The organism is Bacillus sp. CR71 (assembly GCF_003429245.1).
In the GTDB taxonomy this organism is placed as follows: domain Bacteria; phylum Bacillota; class Bacilli; order Bacillales; family Bacillaceae_G; genus Bacillus_A; species Bacillus_A thuringiensis_S.
The window spans coordinates 229,802-252,846 of the sequence record NZ_CP031748.1; the positions used below are offsets into that span (position 1 = coordinate 229,802).

Consider the following 23,045-nt stretch of genomic DNA (forward strand, 5'->3'; position numbering starts at 1 on the left):
GTTGCTAATAAGGAGAGTGTCCTTTGAAAAAAAGAAAGATAGCAGTGGTCATTGCGGCATATACGGTTTTGCTTGCAACGTCTGTACATACGTATAAAAAACAAATTGATCATCCTATTATGAGTGATGTAGGTAAATTGCTTCCGACAAAAATAAAACGAGTTGAAAGTGCTACGGAAGAGCACTCGTTAATAAAATTAGTGCGAGATGCAAAAGTTTCAGGAGAGAAAATTTCCATTGCAGGTATGCAACATAGCCAAGGAGGACAGACATATTATCCGAATGGTACGATGCTCGATATGAAAGGATATAATAAAATATTAGAATTTGATCCAGAGAAGAAGCGGATTACAGTTCAAAGTGGTGTCACGTGGAATGATATTCAGAAGAAAATAAATCCATATGGCCTTGCGGTACAGGTCATGCAGTCTCAAAATATTTTTACTGTTGGTGGTTCATTAAGTGTAAATGTACACGGGCGTGATATTCGTCATGAGGCACTGATTGATACAATAGAGTCATTTAGATTGTTAATGGCAGATGGCACGGTACGTAATGTAAGTAGAGAAGAAAATGCAGCGTTATTTCCATATGTCATTGGTGGTTACGGTTTATTTGGAGTTATTTTAGATGTGACGCTGAAGTTAACAGATGATGAATTATATGAAATGCACACGAGAATGATAGATTATAAAGAATACGCATCTTATTTCAAAGAGAAAGTGAAAAGAGATGAGAATGTTCGTATGCACTTAGCACGTATTTCTGTTGCTCCAAATTCATTTTTAAAAGAGATGTATGTGACAGATTATACTTTGGCACAAAATCAAAATATGAGAGAAGAGTACAGTGAATTAAAGGAAGAAAATATTATAGCTGCACCGAAATTTTTACTTGGGTTATCACGTTATAGTGATTGGGGAAAGAATACATTTTGGAATATACAAAGAGGTTATTTTGAACGTACAGATGGAAAGTATGAGACGCGTAATAATGTTATGAGATCAGATAGTGCTTTTATGGAATATGAAAATCCAAATAGGACCGAAGTGTTACAAGAATACTTTGTGCCTATAGATGCTTTCACGGAGTATATAGATGATTTACGTAACGTATTAAATGAAGAAGAGTTTAATTTGCTCAACATTACGATTCGTTACGTGGAAAAGAATGAAAATGCAGTTTTGTCCTATGCGAAAGATGATATGTTTGCGCTGGTTCTTTTAATTAACCAGGGACGCTCAGATAGTGAGATAAAGAAAACAGAGGATGTCATTCGGAAGATGATTGATGTTACTTTAAAGCATAACGGTAGTTACTATTTGCCGTATTATTCTTATCCAACGAAAGAGCAGTTAAAGAAGGCATATCCTCGTATTGAAGAATTTCTCAAGAAAAAGAAGGAAGTAGATTCAGAAGAGAGATTTGTGAATTTATTTTATAGGGAGTATACGAAATGACATATAGAAGATTTGTAGCTTCGCAAAGTATCATCATGATGGCAGGAAGTATGGTATTTCCTTTTTATATATTATTGCTTCGAAACGTTGGAAATAGCTTCTCGCAATTTGGCTGGGCGTATGGCTTATTTGCTTTAACATCAGCACTTGTATATCCACTAGTGGGAAAGGTATCTGATCAAGTAGGTGATAAAAAATTATTAATAATATACGCTTGGTCCATGGCAATCTTAATGCTTTGTTTTCCGATTGCCACGGAAGTATGGCATGTGTATCTTCTTCAAATTGTAATGGGAGTTTTAGGTGCTGTGCAGCGTAATACTGAGAAGACTTCGTTAGCACGAAAGGTTGCGCAGGAAAAGGCTGGTTATGAGATTGGAAAATACCATGTGTGGACATCCATTGGCGGAGCAGTAGCGGTTATTGCCACGGGATATTTAGTAGATTTCTTTACGATTGGTACAATTTTTTATATTGCATCTATTCTATATGTAGTAAGCGGGATTGTATTAAGTAGTAAAAAAATATAACTATTCCTATTTTCACCTTAATACCCTTTATTTGTTATACTAAAAGGGAATACAAAAGAAAAGGGGACAGTGCCTTTGATGAAATTTGTAGTTTTAGCTATTCTTACTTTGTTTTTGATTCCATGGACAAGAAGTAGTAGTAAGCTTCGAGCAGTGGATAAGAAGGGAGATAAGAAGGTTGTAAAGGGTAAGAAATCATCTATTTTAGTTATTCCTGTTTTATTTTGGATAGGTATTGCAATCTATGAATACTTTTGGCTAATTGATGATCGAGTAGATTCGATTCTTACTCATTATTCTGTTGCAGTAGCAATTTTAATTGGGCTTGTTTTATTTTCACAAGATCAAATAGGTAAATTAGAAGGTACGTTAAAAGGACTTCTAATGTTTATTTTACTCGCAAGTTACGGTTACTTTGGTTATTTGCACGATATAGTAATCTCGCAAAAGAAATATGATTCTGTTGTTAAGGTAGAGAAAGATATTTCAGAGCCATTTACTGAAAATGACCAGCCGTTTACAGTGCCGCCAAAGACAGCGGAGAATAAGATGAAAAAAGTATTTGGTGATATTCCGAAAGTAGCTTATTTTGAGCTAGGAGAATTAACGCCACAAATGGTAAACGGCGAAGCTTTATATGTAGCGCCGATTGAAGTTTCAGGATTTTTTAAAGCGCGTAAAGCTGAGACAATTCCAGGGTATGTAACGATGTCAGGTACAAATCCTGATGCGGAAGCGAAACTGCACCTCGGTTATAAAATGAAATATGTGCCAAGCATGTTTTTTGGTAATAATTTAGAGCGTGTGGTAAGGCAAGCAGAACCAGATTTAATCTTTAAAGGAAAACCTAAATTTGAGGTTGATGATAAAGGGAAACCATATTATACAATGACGTATGGTGAATTTATTTCAGGAAGATCTGGATTTGAGGTAGAGGGTGTTGTCGTAGTAGACGCACAAACAGGTGAAGTGAAAAGGTATGATAAAGGAAAGGCACCTAAATTTGTTGATGGTGTATTAAATCATGAGACTGCATCTACGTTAAATACGTACTTTGGTAAATATATTCACGGATTTTGGAATACGAAATTCTCGCAAACTGATATGAAGATTCCGACTGAGTGGGGAACGAAAGAAGGCGTGACCCCGATCTTTGGTAAAGATGGAACACTATATTATTTTACAGACTTTACTTCTCCAAAAGAAGGAGTAGATTCAGCCCTAGGCTATTCATTAGTAGATGCACGCACAGGCAAGCTATATTACTATAATGGAAAAGAAGTGAAGGGGATTATGGATGGTTCAGCAGCTACAGAAGTAGTGGATAATTCCTTTAAGAGAGAGAAATGGCATGGGACAATGCCTGTCATTTATAACGTATACGGTAAACCAGCTTGGATTATTCCGGTTGTTGATGATGGAGGCCTAGTACGTGCACATACAGTTGTATATGCTGCTAATGCAAAAATATTTGCGACAGGTTCTTCGCAGAAAGAAGCGCTTGAGAATTATAAAAACGTAATGAGTGGTAATGGTGATACCTTTAGACCAACCTCAACAGGAAAAGAAGCGCAAAAAGAAGGTATTGTACAACGTGTATATAAAGAGAAATCAGGTGAAAATACAATCGTGTACGTACTTTTAGAGAATGAACAAAAGGTATTTATGATACCGGTGAAGAAATTCCCGTATGCTATGTTTACAGAAGTAGGAGACCCAATTCAAATTACATATTTAGATACAGGAGAGACGATGGCCTCAGTATCTAAATTTACGAATAGCAATGTGAAAAAGTAAAGCGATAGAATTTCTATCGCTTTTTTTACATTATGAAAGAGGAAAATGCGCTGTACTTGACGTATGTTTATGATGTAACTATAATTGTTACGATTCAGTGTGTATAGGAAAGGGTGAATTGAAAAAGTGAATGAAGTTAATCACGAAATATATAAACCTGTAAAGGCAAACAGGTTATGGATGATTCTTGTATTAGGAACACTTACGGCGATTGGGCCATTATCTATTGATATGTATTTGCCTTCATTACCGAAGTTAACGGATGACTTGCAAACAGGTGCATCCCTAGCGCAGCTTACATTAACAGCTTGTCTGCTTGGGCTGTCAGTAGGACAATTATTTGTTGGCTCAATTAGTGATATTTACGGAAGACGCAAACCACTTATTATTGCTCTTATTATTTATGTTGCTTCTTCTTTACTTTGTGCTGTTGCGCCATCTATTTGGACATTAGTGTTATTGCGCTTCCTACAAGGAGCTTCAGGATCAGCCGGGATTGTTATATCACGTGCGATGGTACGTGATATGTACTCAGGTTCTGAAATGACGAAGTTTTTCTCACTGCTTATGTTAGTAAACGGAGCAGCACCTATTTTGGCACCGATTATTGGGGGGCAATTATTACAGTTTACAACGTGGCGCGGTGTTTTCATCGTTCTTGGAGCAATTAGCGTATTCATGTTAATCTCAGCTACTTTTGTATTGCGTGAAACATTACCTCCTGAAGAAAGAGAAACGGGTGGTTTGTCAGGGACTTTGGCGACGTACGGAAAATTGTTAAAGGACCGTCTGTTTATGGGATATGCATTGTCACAAGGATTAGTAACAGCGGCAATGTTTGCATACATTTCGGGCTCACCATTTGTGTTGCAGAACATATACGGAGCATCACCACAGCAATTTAGTTTATTCTTTGCGATTAACGGCATCGGTATTATTATTGCTAGTCAGGTAACGGGTCGTTTAGCGGGGAAAGTGAATGAGAAGACATTATTTGTTGCTGGTATTATTATCGCAGCTGTTGGTGGCCTATCTTTACTACTGACAATCGTACTAGGAATAGGTTTAATCGGTGTTTTATGTTCGTTATTCCTTGTTGTATCAAGTGTCGGGGTTGTATCAACAACTGGGTTCTCATTAGCGATGAGAAATCAGAAGCAAGCTGCAGGAACAGCGTCAGCTTTATTAGGCTTATTACAGTTCATTTCAGGAGCGCTTGTCGCTCCGCTAGTAGGTATTGGTGGGAGTAATACAGCGTTACCGATGGGTGTTGTTATTGCGCTTTGTGAAGTAGGGGCAGTATTATGTTATCTATTTATGGCCAGAAGAAGTGAGAAGCAGTTTGAACTGCAACAAAGACAAAATTTAGAGGCTTAACAAAAAAGAACTGATTCAAAGGGAATGTTTGAATCAGTTCTTTTTTTCATTTCTTTGAAATACCTCATACATATTATTCATGATCGTATCATATAAAACAGCAAGTTTATCCCACACCCAGCGATTACTATCGACTTCTTTTTCCCCACAGTCGATAATATCGGTATGGTCAGTAATTTTATACGCTTTTTTAACGATAATAGGAGCAATCTTCGGTATACGTGGGATTTCCTTTAAGGTATCTGCAAAGTTTCCAATGTAGACATGACCGATGATTTCGATTGTTAATGATTTATCCGATATATTTAGCACGGTATGAAATTGATTTGTATGTTGTTGTTTTAAATATTGAGCTAACTTAAATGGAGCATGCTTCTTCTTTAATACGCGGCGAAGGCTCTCTGTATTTTCGATATGAAGTGATTTTTCGCGAATAAGGACACGAATATCTTCTCCCATAAAAGGCATTGTGTTGTACATAGATGATTCTCCTTAAAACCTTACATATGTTTGCGTTATGCATATGTAAGTCTAGCATGGTTTGTTCTTTATGTGTGCTTACAGTTTTGTAAGGTGATGTAGTAAAGCATTGCAAAAGTTATTTGTATAAAGTGACGATACTGTGACAAACATGTTGGTATATATATTACGATGTCGTCTTAAGTGTAAAAAGTAGGGCGTTCTCGGTATAATAACAAGTGGAGATAAAAGAAACTATAATGAGTAATAGCTGTAGATAAAAGGAGAAGAAGAGATGAAGAAGGTTTTGGGTATTGCTGTAATGGGAAGTATGATCCTTCTAGCAGGATGTAATGGAAATAAAGATACGAAAGAACCGAAAGAAAAGGTAGAGCAATCTACTGAACAAACAGAAGAGATGAAAGAATACCTTGCAGTACATGAAAAATACGATATAAAAATGAATAAAGAAATTAATAAAGCACTGCAGTTATTTGAAGTGGCAAAAGAAAAGGGCGGTAAGGAAATAACGAATGCAACATATAAAGAAGACGTGCAAAAGGTAACAACGAGCATGTTAGAAGATATTGATCATATACGTAAAGAAATTCGTGTTCCGAAGTCGAAAGAGCAAGAACATGAGGTATATGTTGGTTTCTTGAATGAATCAGAACAAGCGATGAAAAAATTACAGAAGTTAGCTAAAGAAGAAGATTCATCGTTGATTCGTGATATAGAAATTAACTTTGCAACAGCATCGACATACTATAAACGTTTTCAAGCAGAAACGAAAAAATAACCTTGCCTGTGCAAGGTTATTTTTTCTTCTTGCCATCTCCGTCTTCATCCTCAGATACTAATATTTTCTGTTCTTCGTGAAATTCGGAAATAGTTTGCCCGGTAATATTATCGAAAGGAGTATAAAAAGAAGTAATACGTTTCTTTTTAATAAAGAGTTTATAGGAGCCGATGATGACAAGTATAACGATTGTTAAGGGTAATCCTATAGTAGCAAGAAGTAAGGGGTCCATCTTATAACTCCTTTAACATCATTTCTTTTTATGATAAGCCGAAAACTGTAATTTCGATAAATGAATTAAAAACTGATTTTTCTAAATTTATCCAATTCGATTGACTTTTCAATTTTTCAGAATTATAATTCGAAATATACAATTTGAACCAAATAATAATATAGCAATTTACTTATCCAGAGAGGTAGAGGGACTGGCCCTATGACACCTCAGCAGCGGGTTCTGTAATAGGAACACCGTGCTAATTCCAGCAAGCAAGTCTTGAAAGATAAGTGATGGGCCTTTGTTTGTTAAGCCTTGATCTTATTTTTTAAGATCAAGGCTTTTTGTATTCTAAAAAGAGAAAAGGGAGTAATGGAAAAAGTACATTCATAAAACAAAGTAAATTCATGTGTTTAGGGGGTTATTGAAGTGTATGTAATTAAAAAATTATCGGTTATGGTGTTCACACTATGGGTTATTACGACAGTGACATTTCTAATTATGCATATTATTCCGGGAGATCCATTTTCATCAGATGCAAAAATCTTTCCTGAAGAAGTGATCCAAAACATGAGAGCGAAGTATCACCTTGATGAACCGTTATGGAATCAATATGTTGCTTATTTAGACGGTGTAGTTCATTTTGATTTTGGTGAATCGGTTCAATCAACCGGGCAAGGTGTATCAGAAATTATAACAACTGGCTTTGGTCCATCAGCAATTATTGGTCTACAAGCACTTGTTATTTCATTGTTAGTAGGAATTGCGGCAGGGACATTTGCTGCTCTATATCATGGGAGAGTAATTGACTATAGTGTGAGTTTGCTCGCAATTTTAGGTATTTCTATTCCAAGTTTTATTTTAGCGCCACTATTTATACAAGTATTCGCTATCCAATTTGAGTTTTTACCAGTAGCCTCTTGGGGAACATTCGAACAGACGGTATTGCCATCCTTTGCATTAGCGTTAGGGCCAATCGCAGTTATTACAAGGTTTGTTCGTTCTAATATGATCGAAGTACTGCAGAGTGATTATATTAAGCTAGCAAGAGCAAAAGGTATACCAATTAAGAAGATTATTATAAGACACGCTCTTCGAAATGCGATTGTTCCAGTACTTACATTTGTTGGACCGTTAATGGCTGGACTCTTAACAGGGACTTTCGTTATTGAAAAAATCTTTTCAATTCCTGGCCTAGGAAAATATTTTGTAGATAGTATTTTTAACCGAGACTATCCGGTGATTATGGGAACAACGATTTTCTATAGTGCATTATTAATTGCTTGTATTTTCATTACAGATATTATTCATCGCATTGTTGATCCGCGTATTCGTTCTATTACATAAGGAGGGGGGATATTTAAATGGGAGCTTATGAGATTAATGAACAGTTATTAACGAAAGAAGAGAAAAAAGAATTAACGATAAATAAAAATCAGCAAACAATTAGCAGAAAGAAAGAAGTGTTTCGTAAGTTTATATCGAATCCAATCGCAGTTTTAGGAACAGTGACGTTATTGCTAATTATTGTTTTCTCGCTTATTGGCGAAAGTTTAACTTCATTTACTGCGAGTGAACAAGTAAAAGAGGCAACAAATTTACCGCCGAGTAGTGAACATTGGTTTGGAACAGATGATCTAGGGAGAGATATTTGGGCACGTACTTGGGCTGGTGGGAAGATTTCACTAACAGTTGGATTAGTAGCAGCTGCCCTCGATATAGGGCTTGGTGTACTGATTGGTGGATTTAGTGGATATGTGAGAGGGCGTAATCGTCTTGGAACGTTAATAGATGAATGGATTATACGAGGGATTGAAGTGTTATATGGTATCCCATATTTATTAATTGTTATTTTACTATTGATCGTGATGAAACCAGGACTTTTTACAATTATAATCGCTCTTGCGTTAACAGGATGGATTGGCATGGCACGTCTCGTTAGAGCGCAGGTCTTGTCTTTAAAACAAAGAGAATTTGTTATTGCAGCAGAGCGATTAGGTACATCACATATGAAAATTATATATGGGCATTTAATTCCGAATTTAACAGGGATTATTATCGTGAATTTATCATTTACAATTCCAGCAGCTATTTTTTCAGAATCATTTTTAAGCTTTATAGGACTTGGAGTACAATCACCAGCGGCAAGTTGGGGGACGATGACGAATGATGCACTCGGGACATTATTGAGCGGAGAATGGTGGCAGCTATTTTTCCCGGCAATCATGATTGCACTCATTATGTTCGCATTTAATGCAATTGGTGATGGTTTGCAAGATGCGATTGATCCAAAAATCGTCAAACGGAATCGAAAGGAGAAAAAACATGGCACAGCTCTTATCTTTAGAAAACGTAACATTGACCGTTGAAAAAGAGAATAGTAAGCAAGCAATTGTGAAGCATGTTTCCTTTTCTATTAATGAAGGTGAAATCGTTGCACTTGTAGGAGAAAGTGGTTCAGGAAAAAGTGTTACAGCACAATCTATTGTCGGATTAAATCAAGAATCTATTCATATCGATGATGGGAATATAGCTTTCCAAGCAAATGAATTAACGAATTTACAAGAGTCAGAATGGAATCAAATTCGCGGAAAAGATATTTCCTTTATATTTCAAGATCCGCTTTCATCTTTAAACCCAACGATGAAGGTAGGCAAACAAATTACAGAAGTAGTTTTGCAACATGGGAAAAAATCGAAAAGAGAAGCAAAGGAAATTGCGATTAACTTGTTAACGGGTTTAGGGATACATGAAGCAGAGAAACGCTTTGAACAGTACCCACATCAATTAAGCGGAGGTATGAGGCAGCGTATTTGTTTAGCAATTGCGTTTGCTTGTCACCCAAAGCTTGTAATTGCAGACGAGCCGACAACAGCGTTAGATGTAACGATTCAGAAACAAATTATGGGGCTATTAAAAGAAAGAAAAGAAAAACAAAATACGAGTATTTTATTAATTACACATGATTTGGCACTTGTACGTGAAGTAGCTGATCGAGTAGTTGTTATGTACGGGGGACGTGTTGTTGAAAAAGGAACGATACAGGAGGTAATAGGTTCTCCTAAACATCCATATACGAAAAGTTTATTACAAGCAATTCCGAATATGGATGATTCCGAAAAGGTATTACGTGCTATAGAAGGAACGACACCTTCCATTGAAACATTAAATAGCTTTGGTTGTCCTTTTGTAAATCGTTGTCCAGTAGCGATAAAAGAATGTATTCATCGTTTTCCAGAGAGAACCACATATTCTAAGGAGCATAGTTCACATTGTTGGCAACATGTTCTAGAGCATAATAAAGCGAAATCAAAAGAGAAGGTGAATGCCTCATGACGACAGATTTAATTACTATAAAGCAAGTAACGAAAACGTATGGAAGTAAAAGTAAAGAAATCACAGCGTTAAAAGACATATCACTTTCTATTCCGAAAGGAACAACACTTGGCATTATTGGTGAAAGTGGTTCAGGAAAAACAACACTTGGAAAGCTCATAGCAGGGATTGAGAGTCCAACGTCTGGTGAAATTGATTATAACGGTCAAGTCGTTCACAAGCTGAAATCAGCTCATAGGCGAGATTTTTTACAGAAAGTACAGTTCATTTTTCAAGATTCCACAGCAGCATTAAATCCGCGCTGGAAAGTACGCGATAGCGTAACGGAGGGTTATATTTCATTCGGTTTAGGTGATAAAGGATTAAAGGATAAAGTAGCAGGTGATGCGCTAGAACGTGTGGGATTAGATAGACGATATATCGATCGCTATCCGCACGAATTTAGCGGAGGACAACGTCAACGAATTGCTATTGCAAGAGCGTTATTGTGTGAGCCAGAAGTATTGATTCTTGATGAACCAATTTCAGCATTAGATGTTTCATTGCAAATTCAAATTGTACATCTGCTGCAAAAGATTCAAAAGGAACAAGGCTATACATATTTATTTATCGCACATGATTTGCCGATGGTTCACTATTTATGTGAAAAAGTGGCTGTCTTATATAAAGGAGAACTTGTTGAATTTGGAAATACGGACGAAGTGTTCTATAATCCACAACATTCTTATACAAAAACACTATTGGCATCAACACCAAAAATTTCAGGTTAAAGGAGAATGTAGGATGAAGAAGTTTTTACTGTTTGTCATTATGACTGTTTTAGCAATTACTTCTGTCGCTTGCGGTAAGAAAGAGACGCAAAAGGCGAGTGCTGGTAAGGGAGAAGGCGATCGATTAGTAACGAATATTGGTAGCGATCCATATACACTTGATTCCGCTATTGCGACAGATAGCACGTCAGGTTATGTAATTGGACATTTATTCTCAAGCTTATATACGCAAGATAGTGATGGGAAATATCAAAATGAATTAGCAGAGAAAGAAGAAGTAAATGCTGATGGAACTGAGTATACAATTCATTTAAAGAAAGATATTAAATGGTCAGATGGTTCTGCTATTACAGCAAATGATTTTGAATTTGCATGGAAGCGATTATTGAATCCGAAAACGGGTTCTATGAATGCAACAGAAATGTATTTTATTAAAGGGGCAGAGGCATACAATACTGGAAAAGGTGAAGAAGGACAAGTTGGTATTCAAGTCGTTGATCTTCAAACATTAAAGGTAACTCTTGAACATCCAGTTGCTTCTATTAAACAGAAATTAGCAAGCTCATTATTTATTCCATTAGCTAAAAAGTCGATTGATGATAATAATAAATTAAAAACAGATCCAAAAGAGTTAATTACGAACGGGCCATTCACATTAAAAGAATGGAAGCATAATCAGGCTATTACAGTACAAAAAAATAAAGAATACTATGATAAAAAGGTAACATTAAAAGAAATTGAGTTTCGTATTATTCCAGATTCTAAAACAGCGTACCAATTATATAAATCAAAAGAATTAGATTTACTAAGCGGTTTACCGCAAGAAATGATTGAAAAAGAAAAAGGAAATAAAGAATATAAACGTGTTGCAGGATTTTCATCTTATATTTATTCGTTTAACGTAGAAAAAGAGCCATTCACAAATGCGAAAGTACGTAAAGCATTCTCATTAGCAGTTGATCGTAAGTTTATTGTTGAAAAACTGTATAAAAACAATGCACAAGAAGCAAATGCATTCGTTCCAGAAGGAGCAAAAACACAAAGTGGGCGTGATTTCCGTAAAGAAAAAGGTGGTTACGTTAAATTTGATCCAGCAGAAGCGAAAAAATTATTAGAAGAAGGCATGAAAGAACAAGGCTGGTCTACATTACCTGAAGTAACATTAAAATTCACTACAGATACACAACATAAAAAAGTAGCAGAAGCAATGCAAGAAATGTTTAAGAAAAATCTTGGCGTAGATATTAAATTAGAAAATAAAGAGTGGAAGAGTTACATCGACACATATAAGCAAAGTGATTTCCAATTGGCTTATATGGGATGGGGCGGTTCTTTATTAGATCCAATTACTAAATTAGATTTATATGCAGGTGATGGTCCAAACAATTATGCAAAATGGCATAATAAAGAATTTGATGCTTTAGTGAAGGAAGCAGAAGTTGAACAAAATGAAGATAAGCGTTTTGACTTATTGCATAAAGCGGAAGATATTATGTTTACAGATTCACCATTAATTCCAATTATATTCCCGTCGGATTCCTATTTACAAAAACAAACGGTATCTGGACTTCAATATTATGTTGGATCTAAACCAGATTTAAGATATGCAAAAATAAAGAAGTAGGCAATCGCCTACTTCTTTATTTTATTTCTCTTTTATATTCTTTTTTCGTTCCATCAGAGAAGACAACTTCTAAATCGAATTTTTGGTAGTCTTTATCAAGTTTGAACACGTTCACTACTTGATCGATTACTTCTTGGTCAGGAGTATCTTTATCAAATTTTAATTCTTGTAGAAGTGGGCTTAATTTTGTAATAGCCTCGTCACCTGTAAACTTTGCATTTGTTTTATGGTCTTCAAGCTTTGCTTCCATTTTCTTATCAGCGGCTACATTCTTATAATCAGCTTCGTAGTCTTTCTTCGTATCTTGATAGTCTGCATCTAAACTAAATTCATTAAAGTTTAGTTTTAAATCTGCAGGAGCCTCATTTTTTGCTTCTTCAGTCGTCTTTTTATTAGAAGTTGTGTCTTCTTTTGCAGGGGCTTTACATCCTGTTAATGCAGGTACTAGCATAAGAGCTAATAAAACTGATAGTAGAATTCTCATTATAAATTCCTCCTTATGTAAATTCGTTCTATACAAGTTTTTCCCAAAAACATGTAATTATGTATGTGTTGAAAATAAATTATTATCCTGCAGTCACAAGGGCTCATCCGCAATTTAAATCAAAAATGATTTGTATGTATATGGTAAATTGAAGTTGTGAGGAGGTACTGAAATGCTTTCTAAAACGTATCAAACGATCGGTGAATTATTTCAAGCAACATATGCAGCAAATGGCTATTATACAATAATATTCGGAGGAGTTAGTTTAGAGAGAAATATTATTTCATTATTAGTTATTGTATTGGTTACACAATTAGTAGCAGTGACGACTTTAGCTATAAAAGGAATGGTAAAGGGAAGAGGAAGCTCTGTAGTTAAAGTTGTATAAAAGTAAAAGGTATCCTTCGTAGGATACCTTTTTACTTTTGTTATTTTGCAACTTCTGTCCACTTATAGTTAAATTCACCGCCGAAGTCAGTTGTTACAAGTCCTTTAATGAAAGAGCGTTGTAAGTAAGAACGACCTTGTTGGTATAAAGGAGCGACAGCGCCGTCTTGTAATAGAATTTTTTCAGCTTGCTTCATTGCTTCAAAGCGTGCTTTTTCATCGCCAGCTAAATCTGTTTTCACTTTATGAATGAGCTCATCGTACTCTTTGTTAGAGTACTTATCGAAGTTATAAGCACTATCTGTTGTAAATAAATCTAAGAATGTAATTGGATCAGCGAAGTCAGGGCCCCAGCCGTCAATACCAATTTCATAGTCACCACTTAATAGTAGTTTCAACTGTTGTTTACGTGGTTGCGGTTTTAAATTCACTGTTAATCCATCTAAGTTCTTTTCTAACTCACCTTTTAAATATTCACCAGTCTTTTTAGCTAAAGCATTGTCACTTGTTAATAGTTCGATTGTTACTTTGTCAGTACCAAGTTCTTGTTTTGCTTTTTTCCAGTTTTCTTTCGCTGTTTTCACATCATCCTTGACTAGATTTCCATTTTCTTTACGGAAGTCATTGCCTTCTGGACTTTTTGCAAATTTCGCAGGAACCATTCCTTCAGCTGGAACAGCACCGTTATTTAAAATTGTTTCTACGTATGCTTTTTTATTCATTGCGCCGTTAATAGCAAGGCGTGCATGTTGATTTTTTAATGTTTCATTTTTCTGATTTAGTCGTAAGAATTGAATGCCGACTTCAGCGCGTTCCTTGAAGTTTGGATCGCTCTTATATTTATCAACAAACTCTGCAGTTAAAGCAACGCGATCAATTTGTCCTGAATCATATAAATTCACTTCTGTAGACTTATCTTTAACGACATTGAAGTTGATTTCTTCTAATTTTACCGTTTTAGCATCCCAATAGTTAGGGTTTTTCTTCAATTGGAAACTTTGTTCGTGTTTCCAGTTATCTAATGTGAAAGCACCGTTGTAAATTAAATGATTTGTTTCTAAACCGTATTTATCGCCCTGAGACTTTAAGTACTCTTCATTAATTGGCAAGAATGTTGAGAATGTCGTTAAGCTTAAGAAGTAAGGAACAGGGCGGTCTAGTTGTACTTCTAACGTTTTGTCATCAACAGCTTTGACCCCTAGTTGATCAATTGGTAATTGTTTTTGGTTTATTTGTTTCGCATTCTGTACATCGAAGAATAAGAATGCGTATTCAGCTGCTGTATCAGGATTTACGGCACGTTGCCAAGCAAAGACGAAGTCCTTTGCTGTAACAGGAGTACCGTTTGACCATTTTGAATCACGCAGATGGAATGTATATTTTGTTTTATCGGGACTAATGTCAACCGACTCAGCAACACCAGGAATCGGTTTATTATCTTCTCCCATTGCATATAAACCTTCAAAAACATTGCGCATTACATTCATGGATTCCCCATCCGTTGCTTTTGCAACATCCATTGTTGGAATTTCTGAAGCGAATGATAAGTTAATTGCTTGTTTATCAGGTACTTTATCGTTTGCTTTCGCTCCGCCTGCATTATCTTTATTTCCCCCGCAAGCAGTTAGTAATAGACTTGCCCCTAAAACAGATGCAACAACAGGTACAACTTTTTTCTTCATTGTTCGTTCCTCCCTAAATGTGTTGTTCGTAACGTCATAATGTCCATGTCTTGAAGTAGCTATAGAAGGAGATAAAACCTATTATAAATATTTGTTTATAGGTAATCAGGTGTTCTATATGTATATACATGTTGAGCTATAATCTATCGTTATATGTTTCAACGTAGTAGACATTATATTTTGATGGTGAAATATTTTGTTTCTTTGATTATTTAGAATATTAACACTGGAAAGAACTATATGTCAATAATAAAAATAGAATGTTAATTTCTTAGAATAATATATTAAAAAAGTAGATTCTCTTGTGTGAGAGAACCTGCTTTTAATATATTTTGCTAAAAAAACAATTGGTGTGGGCTAATAATAAGTGGGGATGAAGAACCCTCACTTATTACGGTTTTACTTTATTTTTCAATTTTTGCCCACTTGAAATTTAATTGACCCGCAAAGTCTACTTGCACAATTCCTTTCACATAAGAACGTTCTAAATAAGATTCGCCTTTTTGGTAAAGAGGAGCGATAACAAAGTCTTTAAATAATATTTTCTCGGATGCTAGTAATGCTTCCCAGCGAGCTTTTTCATCACCAGCTAAAGTTGTTTTCACTTTTGCTATTGTTTCATCGAATTCCTTATTAGAGTAATGATCTAAGTTATAAGGGTTATTCGTTGTAAATAGCTCAAGGAATGTAATTGGATCCGCAAAGTCAGGGCTCCAGCCGTCAATTCCGATTTCGTAGTCACCTTTTAATAAAAGCGAAACTTGTTGCTTACGCGGTTGCGGTTTTATATTTACTGTTAATCCATCTAAATTCTTTTCTAGTTGCCCTTTTAAGAATTCACCAGTTTTCTTATCAAGGTCAGCATCACTCGTTAATAATTCTAATGTTATCTTTTCAGAACCAAGCTCTTGTTTAGCTTTTTTCCATAACTCTTGTGCAGATTTTGTATCAACTTTTGTTAAATCGCCGTTTGCAGTACGGAAGTCTTTTCCTTCAGGTCCTTTTGCAAAGTTTTTTGGAACGAGACCAAGTGTTGATGTAGAGCCATCATTTAATAACGTATTTACAAAGGATTTTCTATCAATTGTTTGATTAATTGCTTGGCGTGCAGAAACATTTTGAAGTACTTTGTTTTGTTGATTCATACGTAAAAATTGTACGCCTACGTTTGGACGTTCTTTAAAGTTAGCATCCTTTTTATATTTATCGACAAAGTCAGATGTTAGTTTTATACGATCTAATTGTTTTGACTCGAATAAATTTACTTCTGTTGATTTTTCTTTTACGACGTTAAAATTGATTTCTTCTAGTTTGACAGTATCTTTATCCCAATAGGTAGGGTTTTTCTTGAATTTAAAGCTTTGTTCGTGCTTCCAATCGCTTAGTGTAAAAGCTCCATTGTACAAGATTGTATGATCTTCTAAAGCGTACTTATCACCTTGTGCTTTAAAGAATTCCTCGTTAATTGGTAGAAATGTTGGGAACGCTGTTAAGCTAATAAAATACGGAACAGGACGCTCCAATTCTACCTCAAACGTATGGTCATCAACTGCTTTTACACCAAGTTGGTCGGCTGGAAGTTCTTTGTTGTTAATTTTTGTTGCATTTTTAATATCAAAGAATAGAAATGCATATTCAGAGGCTGTTGCTGGATCTACGGCTCTCTGCCAAGCGAACACAAAATCTTTCGCTGTAACAGGAGTGCCGTTTGACCATTTTGAATCTCGCAGGTGGAATGTGTATTTTGTTTTATCGCCACTTACTTCATGAGATTTTGCAACGCCAGGGAAAGGTTTGTTACCTTCACCAAGATTATACAAACCTTCAAATACGTTTCTCATTACTTGACCAGAATCAGTATCTGTAGCACGGGCCGTATCCATTGTTCGTATTTCAGTAGGTGAAGATAAATTTAAAACCTGTTTGCTAGGTGCCTCGTCTTTTGCATTTGCTCCGCTTGCTTCGTTTTTATAACTACCGCAACCAGTTAATAAAATACTTACTCCTACAACTGATGCAATACCGGGTACAAACTTCTTTTTCATTTGATTTTCCTCCTAAATAATTAAGTTTGGATGATGATGAGGGAAATGAAAAATAAAAAATCCCTCTTTTCATATTGAGAAAGAGGGATTTTTACGTACAAGTTATGCACCCGTATATAAACGAAGTCCCTCATTCTATCTTTCAAGCATAAAGCTTGCAGGAAGTGGCACAGTATTCAAAATGAACCTGCTGCCGAGGTTTCAAAGGGCCAGTCCCTCCACCTCTCTTGATACAATGAGTAAACGAATAAATTTTATTAATTTTTGTGTTTCTTTGATAATTCAAAATCTTACACCTTGAACAATGAAGTGTCAACCAAATGGAATATAGTTTAAATTTTCAGTTATCTCAAATAAAAAAACCACTGCATATGGCAGTGGTTTTTCGCTTAGAAGTTAAAGTTATCTGGATCTGGACCAACGCGACGATCTTCATTTAAAGCTTGAATTGCTTTCATATCATCAGCACTTAATTCAAAGTCGAAGATGTTTGCATTTTCAATAATGCGATGTTCTTTAATTGATTTAGGGATTGTTACAACTTCGTTTTGTAAATCCCAGCGTAAAATAATTTGCGCAGTTGATTTATTATATTTTGTCGCAATTTCTTGTAACGTTGGATTATCTAGTAGTTGTCCTTGCATTAATGGTGACCAAGCTTCAAGCTGGATATTATGTTCTTTACAGAAAGCGTGTAACTCTTCTTGTGCTAAACGTGGGTGGTATTCCACTTGGTTGACCATTGGCTTAATTTCAGCAATTTCAAATACGTCTTGTAAGTGGTGAATGTGGAAATTACTCACACCGATAGCGCGAACACGGCCATCTTTATAAAGCTTTTCTAATGCTTTCCATGATTCGGTATATTTCCCTTTTACAGGCCAATGTACTAAATATAAATCTAAATATTCTAGACCTAATTTCTCTAATGTAGTTTCAAATGCTTGAAGTGTTGTTTCATATCCTTGATCGCTATTCCATACTTTTGAGGTAATAAATAATTCTTCACGTGAAACACCGGATTCACGAATCGCTTGTCCAACGCCTTCTTCATTTTGATAGATTGCTGCAGTATCGATGCTGCGGTAGCCATTTTTAATTGCTGCTTTTACAGAATCAATTACTTCTGAACCATCTTCTACTTTAAAAACACCTAAACCAAACCAAGGCATTTTTACACCGTTATGTAATGTTGTATAGTCCTTTAAACTTGTTAAAGTCATATTATTTCCCCCTAGCTTTTTTGTTTGTTGCTTCTACTGCTTTTTGAATTGCCTCTGAAAAATTATATTCATATAAAGTTTTGAGACCCTCAGCTGTGGAACCACCTGGCGTTGTTACTTGTTCGCGGAGGTTAGCTGGATCTTGCGTTTGTTCGAGCATAGAAGCAGAGCCAGAAATCATTTGAATGACAAGATGTTTTGCGGTTTCTTCATCGACTCCATAACTTTTTGTTGCTTCAATTAAGCTTTCAGCAAAGTAATAAAGGAAGGCTGGTGCACTTCCAGTAACTGCAGTAAGCTGATGAACTTCTTCCTCAGTACAAAGTTGCGAAGTACCAATACCTCTTAAAAGCAGTTGCAGGGTTTCTTGATGCATCTCTTTTATTGATTGTCCCATTGTATATAAGGAGATAGACTTTCCAATTTCAGCAGCTGTATTAGGCATAATCCAAGCAACAGGCGTGCCTTTTGGGAGTCTAGCTTCTAAATAAGATGGTCCAATGCCAGCTGCTACTGTTACGACAAGTTGATTTGATATTAACGGAGATAGCTCAGCTAATAACTCTTCATGAGCAGAAGGTGGCATTGCTAAAACAACTGTATCGACAGATGTAACATGCTGCTTCCAATCTGTTGCAGTAGACACATTATATCGATGTTGTAACTGTTTTAGTTTTTCTGCGTTGCTTCGGTTAGAGACGATAATTTCTTCGATGTACTCTTTGCTTGTTTTAAGTAATCCGGAAAATATAGCTTCGGCCATACGACCGGCACCAATAAATAAAATTCGATGTTTAGTTAGCATATCCTTTATTCCTTTCTAGTAGAGATATGTTATAAAAACGATATCATCTTTAAGAGAATTTTGTAAAAAGAAAAGACTTACCGTAGATGGAATGGATAATGGGAAGGCGGAAATTCATGGTAAAGGAAAGGGCTATTACTTATACTGGTTTCTACGTCATACTAATATTAGCTGTTATTAATCTCTTTATATGTGTAGCTGGTTTGCTAGAGTGGAAGAGCAATTATAAGGGGCAAGAACATACAAATAATTATATCTAGAAAATAATTAGAATTGAAAAACCCCTGAAGCATATATGCTTCAGGGGTTTACTAATAGAATATAAGATTATGCTTTTGTCATACCAAGTAATACAGCACCGCCGATAATTAAAACACTGCCTAGTGCAATAAAGATCAATTGACGTTTTGTTTTCTTTTCACCTAAGAAGACAATTGCACCGAATGTTGAGATAACGATTCCAGTTTGAGATAATGGGAAGCTTGTTGCTACTCCGACACGTGGTAATGAAAGAAGTAAGAATAAGTTTCCCGTTCCCCATAGTAAACCGGATAAAGCATTACGAATTGCATATTTGTTAAATGGTTTATGTTTAGACGTCAGTACAACCGCACCAACAAACATACCAACTGCTTGTGGTAAAATAGCAGACCAACCATCGATATTATACCAACGAATAATAATTACATATACAAGATAGCCGAAAGTAGAAACAATTAAAGTAAGAAGTCCTTTTTTCAATTGTCCTGGTGGCTGAGCATTTTCTTTATCATCTAGTGATGTGAATACAACACCAACTACGATTAATAGGATTGCAATCGTTCCCAGAACAATTGTTGTCGTAGTAGTCCATTCACGGAAAGCGATAACCCCAAAGATAGAAGTTGCAACAAGTTGCATACCAGTAGAAATTGTTACGGTAGTTGAAACACCTAGTTTTTCAACTGTTTTTAATTGGTTTACTTGTCCTAAAGCCCAGAATAAACCTGAAATAAAACCAACAATTAAGACTGTCATTGTTAAAGCTGGTTGAGTAAATACATACATAATTGTTGCGAAGAATAGAGCACCGATTGTCATACCTACCGTTTGGCTATATGCACCACCGCCCATTTTTACGCTTACTAATAAGATGTTTCCCCATGCAATTGCAGGAAGAAGCGCTAATAAAATGTCCATTACAAGACTCCCTTCGGTTTCCTATACCAATATAATTACATATCGTTCTAACGATCGGTAATGCCCCACTAATAGAGTAGAAGATTACCGATCGCTAAAACAGGATGAAGAATTCACGATATAAATGCGTTTTCATTTCTTCATTTTTTGAAACACCTCCATATAATAACAGGAAATTGCCTATTTTAGAAAGTGAATTCAAATAAAATGTATATTTCAATAAGAGGTAAAATTCAGTTATTTCCCAACGACTTATTTATTTCCTAAGAAATAAATAAGCAGCTTCCAAAAAAGCTGCTTTAAAGGTTAGTAATTCTTTTGTTAATAAGCTGAATACATAGCAGAAATAGGAGTGACATACTAATAGTGATAACCACAAGTGTCCAGGCGAGTTGCATATTACTTGCGTCAATGGCCATGTAAATTGCAGTTGGGATTGTCTGTGTTTTACCAGGAATGTTCCCGGCAAACATGAGTGTAGCACCAAACTCACCGAGCGCGCGGACAAAGCTCAAAATCATCCCGCTTAGTAATGCAGGAAATGCGAGCGGAAGTGTAACGTGCAGAAAAACTTGATATTCACTTGCGCCAAGGTCACGAGCACTTTCTTCAATTTGTACATTTGCGATAGAAAATCCCGTTTTCGCTGATTGGTACATAAGCGGAAATGCAACAACTGTAGAAGCGATGATCGCAGCGGTAGATGTGAACATAATAGACTGCTGAAATAATGATTCAACCCACCTTCCAATCGGGCTGTTGTTTCCAAAGATGATAATGAGAAAGAAGCCGATAACAGTTGGTGGAAGTACCATTGGTAATAAAAATATGGTTTCTAATAGTACTTTATATCGCCATGAGGAGCGAGCTAGTGCTCGCCCGACAATCGTCCCTAAAATTGTAACGAGAATAGTGGCACACGCAGCTACTCTTAAAGATAGAAAGACAGGCGATATAATAGCATCAATGCTCATAGTAATTACGACAGGACTGTAAATCCATATTTCTTAAAGATAGATTGTGCATCTTTTGACTGCAAATACTCATAAAATGAAGTCGCCTCTTTCTTATGTTTAGATTCCTTTATAACACCTAAAGGATAGTGGATTGGCTCATGAGAAGTAGCTGCTGCTGTTTCACCAATCTTTACTTTATCTGAAATGAGAGCATCTGTTTTGTATACGATACCAGCATCGATATTCCCTGTTTCTACATATGTTAACACTTGGCGAACATCTTTTGTAAATACGACTTTATTTTGAACATCATTCCAAAGGTTTTCGTGTGTTAGAGAAGCCTTTGCATATTTTCCAGCAGGTACAGATTCAGGTGTACCAAGTGCAATTTTTTTGATTTTCTCATCTTTTAAATCTTGAAATTTTGTAAGAGAACTATCTTTAGGGATGACTAGAACTAGTTCATTTCCAAGAAGATTTTTCCCTTCTTTTTCATTAATGAATCCTTTCTTTACAAGGGTTTGGAATTTATCTTCTGCTGCAGAGAAGAATAAATCAGCCGGTGCACCTTGTTCAATTTGTTGTTGAAGTGCTCCAGAAGCACCGAAGTTAAAAGAAAGTTTGATATTTGGCTCTTTTTCTTTATATTGTTTTTCAATTTCTTTTAATGCATCTTGTAAGCTTGCAGCAGCTGAGATAGTCAGTTCAACTGTTTTATCTTCTTTAGCAGCTGACTTTGTATTCTTTTCCCCACTTGTACAAGCAGCACTAAATATAAGAAGGAAAGAAAGTATAAGTGCCCCAATAGAACGTAATGTAAATTTATTCATAAAAAAATCCCCTTTCGTTTTGATATAACTAATTATAACTAAGTATAACTAAATATAACTAGTTATAATTGAATATAATTTGAACATATATCTATTTTTAAAAAATAGGAGAAATATTCTTTTCTTTGTTACAATGAAAGGAGAAAGTGAGGAATCGTCTATGGATCATCATTCCTACACAACGGAAGAAGTAGCAAAGCGATTAAAGGTATCAAAATTAACTGTATACGACTTAATTAAAAAAGGAGAACTTCCTTCTTATAGAGTTGGTAGACAGATGCGCATTGATGCAGTGGATTTAGATCAATATATAAAACAAATGAAAACAGGAAAGGTACAAGTTACTCCTGTGAAAAACGATGGTAGTAGTATCTTGAACACGTGTATTATTAGTGGTCAAGAACTAACGTTAGATATGTTAGCTAAACGTATAGAAAATCGTTTGCCAAGTTCTAATGTTTTAAGAGCGTATCAAGGTAGCTTAACAAGTTTAGTGAAAATGTATCAAGGAGAAGGAAGTATCGTTAGTTTGCATTTGTTTGATGGTGAAACGGGTACATATAATGTTCCTTACGTAAAACGCATTTTAGTAGGTCAACCATGTATTATGATTAATTTATTGTCCAGAAATGTAGGGTTTTATGTCCAAAAAGGAAATCCGAAGAAAATAAAGACATGGGCTGACATATCCGGATCCACTATAAAGTTTGTAAATCGAGAAAAGGGTTCTGGTATTAGAGTGTTAGTGGATGAACAATTACGAATCCAAAAATTAAATAAAGCTGATATTAGTGGATATGAATGGGAAGAATCGAATCATCTGGGTGTTGCCACGCAAGTTGCAAATGGAAAAGCTGATGTAGGAGTAGGTTCAGAAAAGTTTTCGCAAATTGTAAATGTGGAGTTTATTCCAATCATGAAAGAACAGTATGATTTAGTAATTTTGAAGAATAAAGAAAATGAAGAGCTGATTGAAGTCGTGAAAGACATTCTGCAATCGGAAGAATTTCATAATGAATTAAATGCAATTGGCGGATATGATATTAAGAAAACAGGTCAAATTATATATGAAACAAACTAAAAAGCTG

Annotated in this window: 22 protein-coding genes and 2 riboswitches; of the genes, 12 read left to right on the forward strand and 10 right to left on the reverse strand. The window is 35.6% G+C overall.

The window, feature by feature from the left end; all coding sequences use genetic code 11:
- Nucleotides 1-23: 23 nt before the first annotated feature.
- The 4 genes from DOS87_RS01250 (at nucleotide 24) to DOS87_RS01265 (ending at nucleotide 5,164) form a co-directional block, all read left to right on the forward strand.
- Nucleotides 24-1,460, forward strand: a complete 1,437-nt coding sequence (locus tag DOS87_RS01250; RefSeq protein ID WP_000746278.1) for an FAD-binding oxidoreductase — start codon at nucleotides 24-26, stop codon at nucleotides 1,458-1,460.
- Nucleotides 1,457-1,990: an MFS transporter gene (locus DOS87_RS01255; RefSeq protein ID WP_000222368.1), complete on the forward strand. Its 534-nt coding sequence runs from the start codon at nucleotides 1,457-1,459 to the stop codon at nucleotides 1,988-1,990. Before DOS87_RS01250 ends, DOS87_RS01255 begins: the two co-directional genes overlap by 4 nt.
- A 78-nt stretch (nucleotides 1,991-2,068) precedes the next feature.
- Nucleotides 2,069-3,787, forward strand: coding sequence for a DUF3981 domain-containing protein (locus DOS87_RS01260; RefSeq protein WP_000674043.1), 1,719 nt, complete (start codon nucleotides 2,069-2,071; stop codon nucleotides 3,785-3,787).
- A gap of 117 nt (nucleotides 3,788-3,904) precedes the next feature.
- Complete coding sequence (locus DOS87_RS01265; RefSeq protein WP_223266695.1) at nucleotides 3,905-5,164, forward strand: multidrug effflux MFS transporter; 1,260 nt, start codon at nucleotides 3,905-3,907, stop codon at nucleotides 5,162-5,164.
- 33 nt (nucleotides 5,165-5,197) lie between these two features.
- On the opposite strand, the gene DOS87_RS01270 is transcribed toward DOS87_RS01265, so the two are convergent.
- The gene (locus tag DOS87_RS01270) at nucleotides 5,198-5,644 is read right to left on the reverse strand and encodes a hypothetical protein (protein ID WP_000282869.1); all 447 of its coding nucleotides are present in this window, start codon (nucleotides 5,642-5,644) and stop codon (nucleotides 5,198-5,200) included.
- A gap of 274 nt (nucleotides 5,645-5,918) precedes the next feature.
- Here DOS87_RS01270 and DOS87_RS01275 point away from each other — a divergent pair, with 274 nt between their 5' ends.
- Nucleotides 5,919-6,422, forward strand: a complete 504-nt coding sequence (locus tag DOS87_RS01275) for a hypothetical protein (RefSeq protein ID WP_000756523.1) — start codon at nucleotides 5,919-5,921, stop codon at nucleotides 6,420-6,422.
- Between the two features lie 16 nt (nucleotides 6,423-6,438).
- Here DOS87_RS01275 and DOS87_RS01280 read toward each other — a convergent pair whose 3' ends face one another.
- The gene (locus DOS87_RS01280; protein ID WP_000371395.1) at nucleotides 6,439-6,654 is read right to left on the reverse strand and encodes a DUF3951 domain-containing protein; all 216 of its coding nucleotides are present in this window, start codon (nucleotides 6,652-6,654) and stop codon (nucleotides 6,439-6,441) included.
- Nucleotides 6,655-6,823: 169 nt separating this feature from the next.
- Nucleotides 6,824-6,929, forward strand: a riboswitch (SAM riboswitch).
- Nucleotides 6,930-7,065: 136 nt separating this feature from the next.
- Between DOS87_RS01280 and DOS87_RS01285 the strand changes: the two genes are divergently transcribed.
- From DOS87_RS01285 to DOS87_RS01305, 5 genes are read left to right on the forward strand one after another with little or no spacing between them, the layout of a single operon-like run.
- A complete protein-coding gene (locus DOS87_RS01285; protein ID WP_000289328.1) occupies nucleotides 7,066-7,983 on the forward strand; it encodes an ABC transporter permease in 918 nt (305 codons plus the stop codon).
- Nucleotides 7,984-8,000: 17 nt separating this feature from the next.
- Entirely contained in the window at nucleotides 8,001-9,005 is a 1,005-nt protein-coding gene (locus tag DOS87_RS01290) for an ABC transporter permease (protein WP_000501540.1), read from the forward strand.
- Complete coding sequence (locus DOS87_RS01295; protein WP_000057892.1) at nucleotides 8,962-9,972, forward strand: ABC transporter ATP-binding protein; 1,011 nt, start codon at nucleotides 8,962-8,964, stop codon at nucleotides 9,970-9,972. The genes DOS87_RS01290 and DOS87_RS01295 overlap by 44 nt, the downstream gene beginning before the upstream one ends.
- A complete protein-coding gene (locus DOS87_RS01300; protein ID WP_000205648.1) occupies nucleotides 9,969-10,742 on the forward strand; it encodes an ABC transporter ATP-binding protein in 774 nt (257 codons plus the stop codon). Before DOS87_RS01295 ends, DOS87_RS01300 begins: the two co-directional genes overlap by 4 nt.
- A 13-nt stretch (nucleotides 10,743-10,755) precedes the next feature.
- Nucleotides 10,756-12,366 carry a peptide ABC transporter substrate-binding protein gene (locus tag DOS87_RS01305; RefSeq protein ID WP_000714109.1) on the forward strand — a complete coding sequence of 537 codons (1,611 nt, stop codon included), beginning with the start codon at nucleotides 10,756-10,758 and terminating at the stop codon, nucleotides 12,364-12,366.
- Nucleotides 12,367-12,382: 16 nt separating this feature from the next.
- On the opposite strand, the gene DOS87_RS01310 is transcribed toward DOS87_RS01305, so the two are convergent.
- Nucleotides 12,383-12,850: a YusW family protein gene (locus DOS87_RS01310; RefSeq protein ID WP_001221557.1), complete on the reverse strand. Its 468-nt coding sequence runs from the start codon at nucleotides 12,848-12,850 to the stop codon at nucleotides 12,383-12,385.
- A gap of 172 nt (nucleotides 12,851-13,022) precedes the next feature.
- Between DOS87_RS01310 and DOS87_RS01315 the strand changes: the two genes are divergently transcribed.
- On the forward strand, nucleotides 13,023-13,238 hold the full coding sequence (locus DOS87_RS01315; protein WP_000949587.1) for a hypothetical protein: 216 nt from the start codon (nucleotides 13,023-13,025) through the stop codon (nucleotides 13,236-13,238).
- Nucleotides 13,239-13,278: 40 nt separating this feature from the next.
- Here the strand turns inward: DOS87_RS01315 and DOS87_RS01320 are convergent, their stop codons facing one another.
- From DOS87_RS01320 to modA, 7 genes are all read right to left on the reverse strand, one after another.
- Complete coding sequence (locus DOS87_RS01320) at nucleotides 13,279-14,919, reverse strand: peptide ABC transporter substrate-binding protein (RefSeq protein WP_000731066.1); 1,641 nt, start codon at nucleotides 14,917-14,919, stop codon at nucleotides 13,279-13,281.
- A 404-nt stretch (nucleotides 14,920-15,323) separates the two neighbouring features.
- Nucleotides 15,324-16,964, reverse strand: a complete 1,641-nt coding sequence (locus tag DOS87_RS01325; RefSeq protein ID WP_208730196.1) for a peptide ABC transporter substrate-binding protein — start codon at nucleotides 16,962-16,964, stop codon at nucleotides 15,324-15,326.
- A gap of 132 nt (nucleotides 16,965-17,096) precedes the next feature.
- A riboswitch (SAM riboswitch) is annotated at nucleotides 17,097-17,201 on the reverse strand.
- A 152-nt stretch (nucleotides 17,202-17,353) separates the two neighbouring features.
- Nucleotides 17,354-18,187, reverse strand: a complete 834-nt coding sequence (locus DOS87_RS01330; protein ID WP_000176912.1) for an aldo/keto reductase — start codon at nucleotides 18,185-18,187, stop codon at nucleotides 17,354-17,356.
- Between the two features lies 1 nt (nucleotide 18,188).
- The gene (gene proC, locus DOS87_RS01335; protein WP_000956241.1) at nucleotides 18,189-18,992 is read right to left on the reverse strand and encodes a pyrroline-5-carboxylate reductase; all 804 of its coding nucleotides are present in this window, start codon (nucleotides 18,990-18,992) and stop codon (nucleotides 18,189-18,191) included.
- 327 nt (nucleotides 18,993-19,319) lie between these two features.
- On the reverse strand, nucleotides 19,320-20,171 hold the full coding sequence (locus tag DOS87_RS01340) for a GRP family sugar transporter (RefSeq protein WP_000353549.1): 852 nt from the start codon (nucleotides 20,169-20,171) through the stop codon (nucleotides 19,320-19,322).
- 299 nt (nucleotides 20,172-20,470) lie between these two features.
- Entirely contained in the window at nucleotides 20,471-21,145 is a 675-nt protein-coding gene (gene modB / locus DOS87_RS01345) for a molybdate ABC transporter permease subunit (protein ID WP_000020519.1), read from the reverse strand.
- Nucleotides 21,146-21,150: 5 nt separating this feature from the next.
- Nucleotides 21,151-21,957 (reverse strand): molybdate ABC transporter substrate-binding protein, encoded by an 807-nt coding sequence (gene modA, locus DOS87_RS01350; RefSeq protein WP_001032237.1) that lies wholly within the window; start codon nucleotides 21,955-21,957, stop codon nucleotides 21,151-21,153.
- 160 nt (nucleotides 21,958-22,117) lie between these two features.
- Here modA and DOS87_RS01355 point away from each other — a divergent pair, with 160 nt between their 5' ends.
- Nucleotides 22,118-23,038 (forward strand): substrate-binding domain-containing protein, encoded by a 921-nt coding sequence (locus tag DOS87_RS01355; protein ID WP_142287191.1) that lies wholly within the window; start codon nucleotides 22,118-22,120, stop codon nucleotides 23,036-23,038.
- The last annotated feature ends 7 nt before the right edge of the window (nucleotides 23,039-23,045 follow it).

Excerpts from the sequence above, each read along its gene's own strand:
- DOS87_RS01255 (WP_000222368.1), top strand. The coding sequence starts at position 1,457 with ATGACATATAGAAGATTTGTAGCTTCGCAAAGTATCATCATGATGGCA.
- DOS87_RS01260 (WP_000674043.1), top strand. The coding sequence starts at position 2,069 with ATGAAATTTGTAGTTTTAGCTATTCTTACTTTGTTTTTGATTCCATGG.
- DOS87_RS01270 (WP_000282869.1), bottom strand. The coding sequence starts at position 5,644 with ATGTACAACACAATGCCTTTTATGGGAGAAGATATTCGTGTCCTTATT.
- DOS87_RS01275 (WP_000756523.1), top strand. The coding sequence starts at position 5,919 with ATGAAGAAGGTTTTGGGTATTGCTGTAATGGGAAGTATGATCCTTCTA.
- DOS87_RS01280 (WP_000371395.1), bottom strand. The coding sequence starts at position 6,654 with ATGGACCCCTTACTTCTTGCTACTATAGGATTACCCTTAACAATCGTT.
- DOS87_RS01290 (WP_000501540.1), top strand. The coding sequence starts at position 8,001 with ATGGGAGCTTATGAGATTAATGAACAGTTATTAACGAAAGAAGAGAAA.
- DOS87_RS01295 (WP_000057892.1), top strand. The coding sequence starts at position 8,962 with ATGGCACAGCTCTTATCTTTAGAAAACGTAACATTGACCGTTGAAAAA.
- DOS87_RS01300 (WP_000205648.1), top strand. The coding sequence starts at position 9,969 with ATGACGACAGATTTAATTACTATAAAGCAAGTAACGAAAACGTATGGA.
- DOS87_RS01305 (WP_000714109.1), top strand. The coding sequence starts at position 10,756 with ATGAAGAAGTTTTTACTGTTTGTCATTATGACTGTTTTAGCAATTACT.
- DOS87_RS01310 (WP_001221557.1), bottom strand. The coding sequence starts at position 12,850 with ATGAGAATTCTACTATCAGTTTTATTAGCTCTTATGCTAGTACCTGCA.
- DOS87_RS01315 (WP_000949587.1), top strand. The coding sequence starts at position 13,023 with ATGCTTTCTAAAACGTATCAAACGATCGGTGAATTATTTCAAGCAACA.
- DOS87_RS01320 (WP_000731066.1), bottom strand. The coding sequence starts at position 14,919 with ATGAAGAAAAAAGTTGTACCTGTTGTTGCATCTGTTTTAGGGGCAAGT.
- DOS87_RS01325 (WP_208730196.1), bottom strand. The coding sequence starts at position 16,964 with ATGAAAAAGAAGTTTGTACCCGGTATTGCATCAGTTGTAGGAGTAAGT.
- DOS87_RS01330 (WP_000176912.1), bottom strand. The coding sequence starts at position 18,187 with ATGACTTTAACAAGTTTAAAGGACTATACAACATTACATAACGGTGTA.
- proC (WP_000956241.1), bottom strand. The coding sequence starts at position 18,992 with ATGCTAACTAAACATCGAATTTTATTTATTGGTGCCGGTCGTATGGCC.
- DOS87_RS01340 (WP_000353549.1), bottom strand. The coding sequence starts at position 20,171 with ATGGACATTTTATTAGCGCTTCTTCCTGCAATTGCATGGGGAAACATC.
- modB (WP_000020519.1), bottom strand. The coding sequence starts at position 21,145 with ATGAGCATTGATGCTATTATATCGCCTGTCTTTCTATCTTTAAGAGTA.
- modA (WP_001032237.1), bottom strand. The coding sequence starts at position 21,957 with ATGAATAAATTTACATTACGTTCTATTGGGGCACTTATACTTTCTTTC.
- DOS87_RS01355 (WP_142287191.1), top strand. The coding sequence starts at position 22,118 with ATGGATCATCATTCCTACACAACGGAAGAAGTAGCAAAGCGATTAAAG.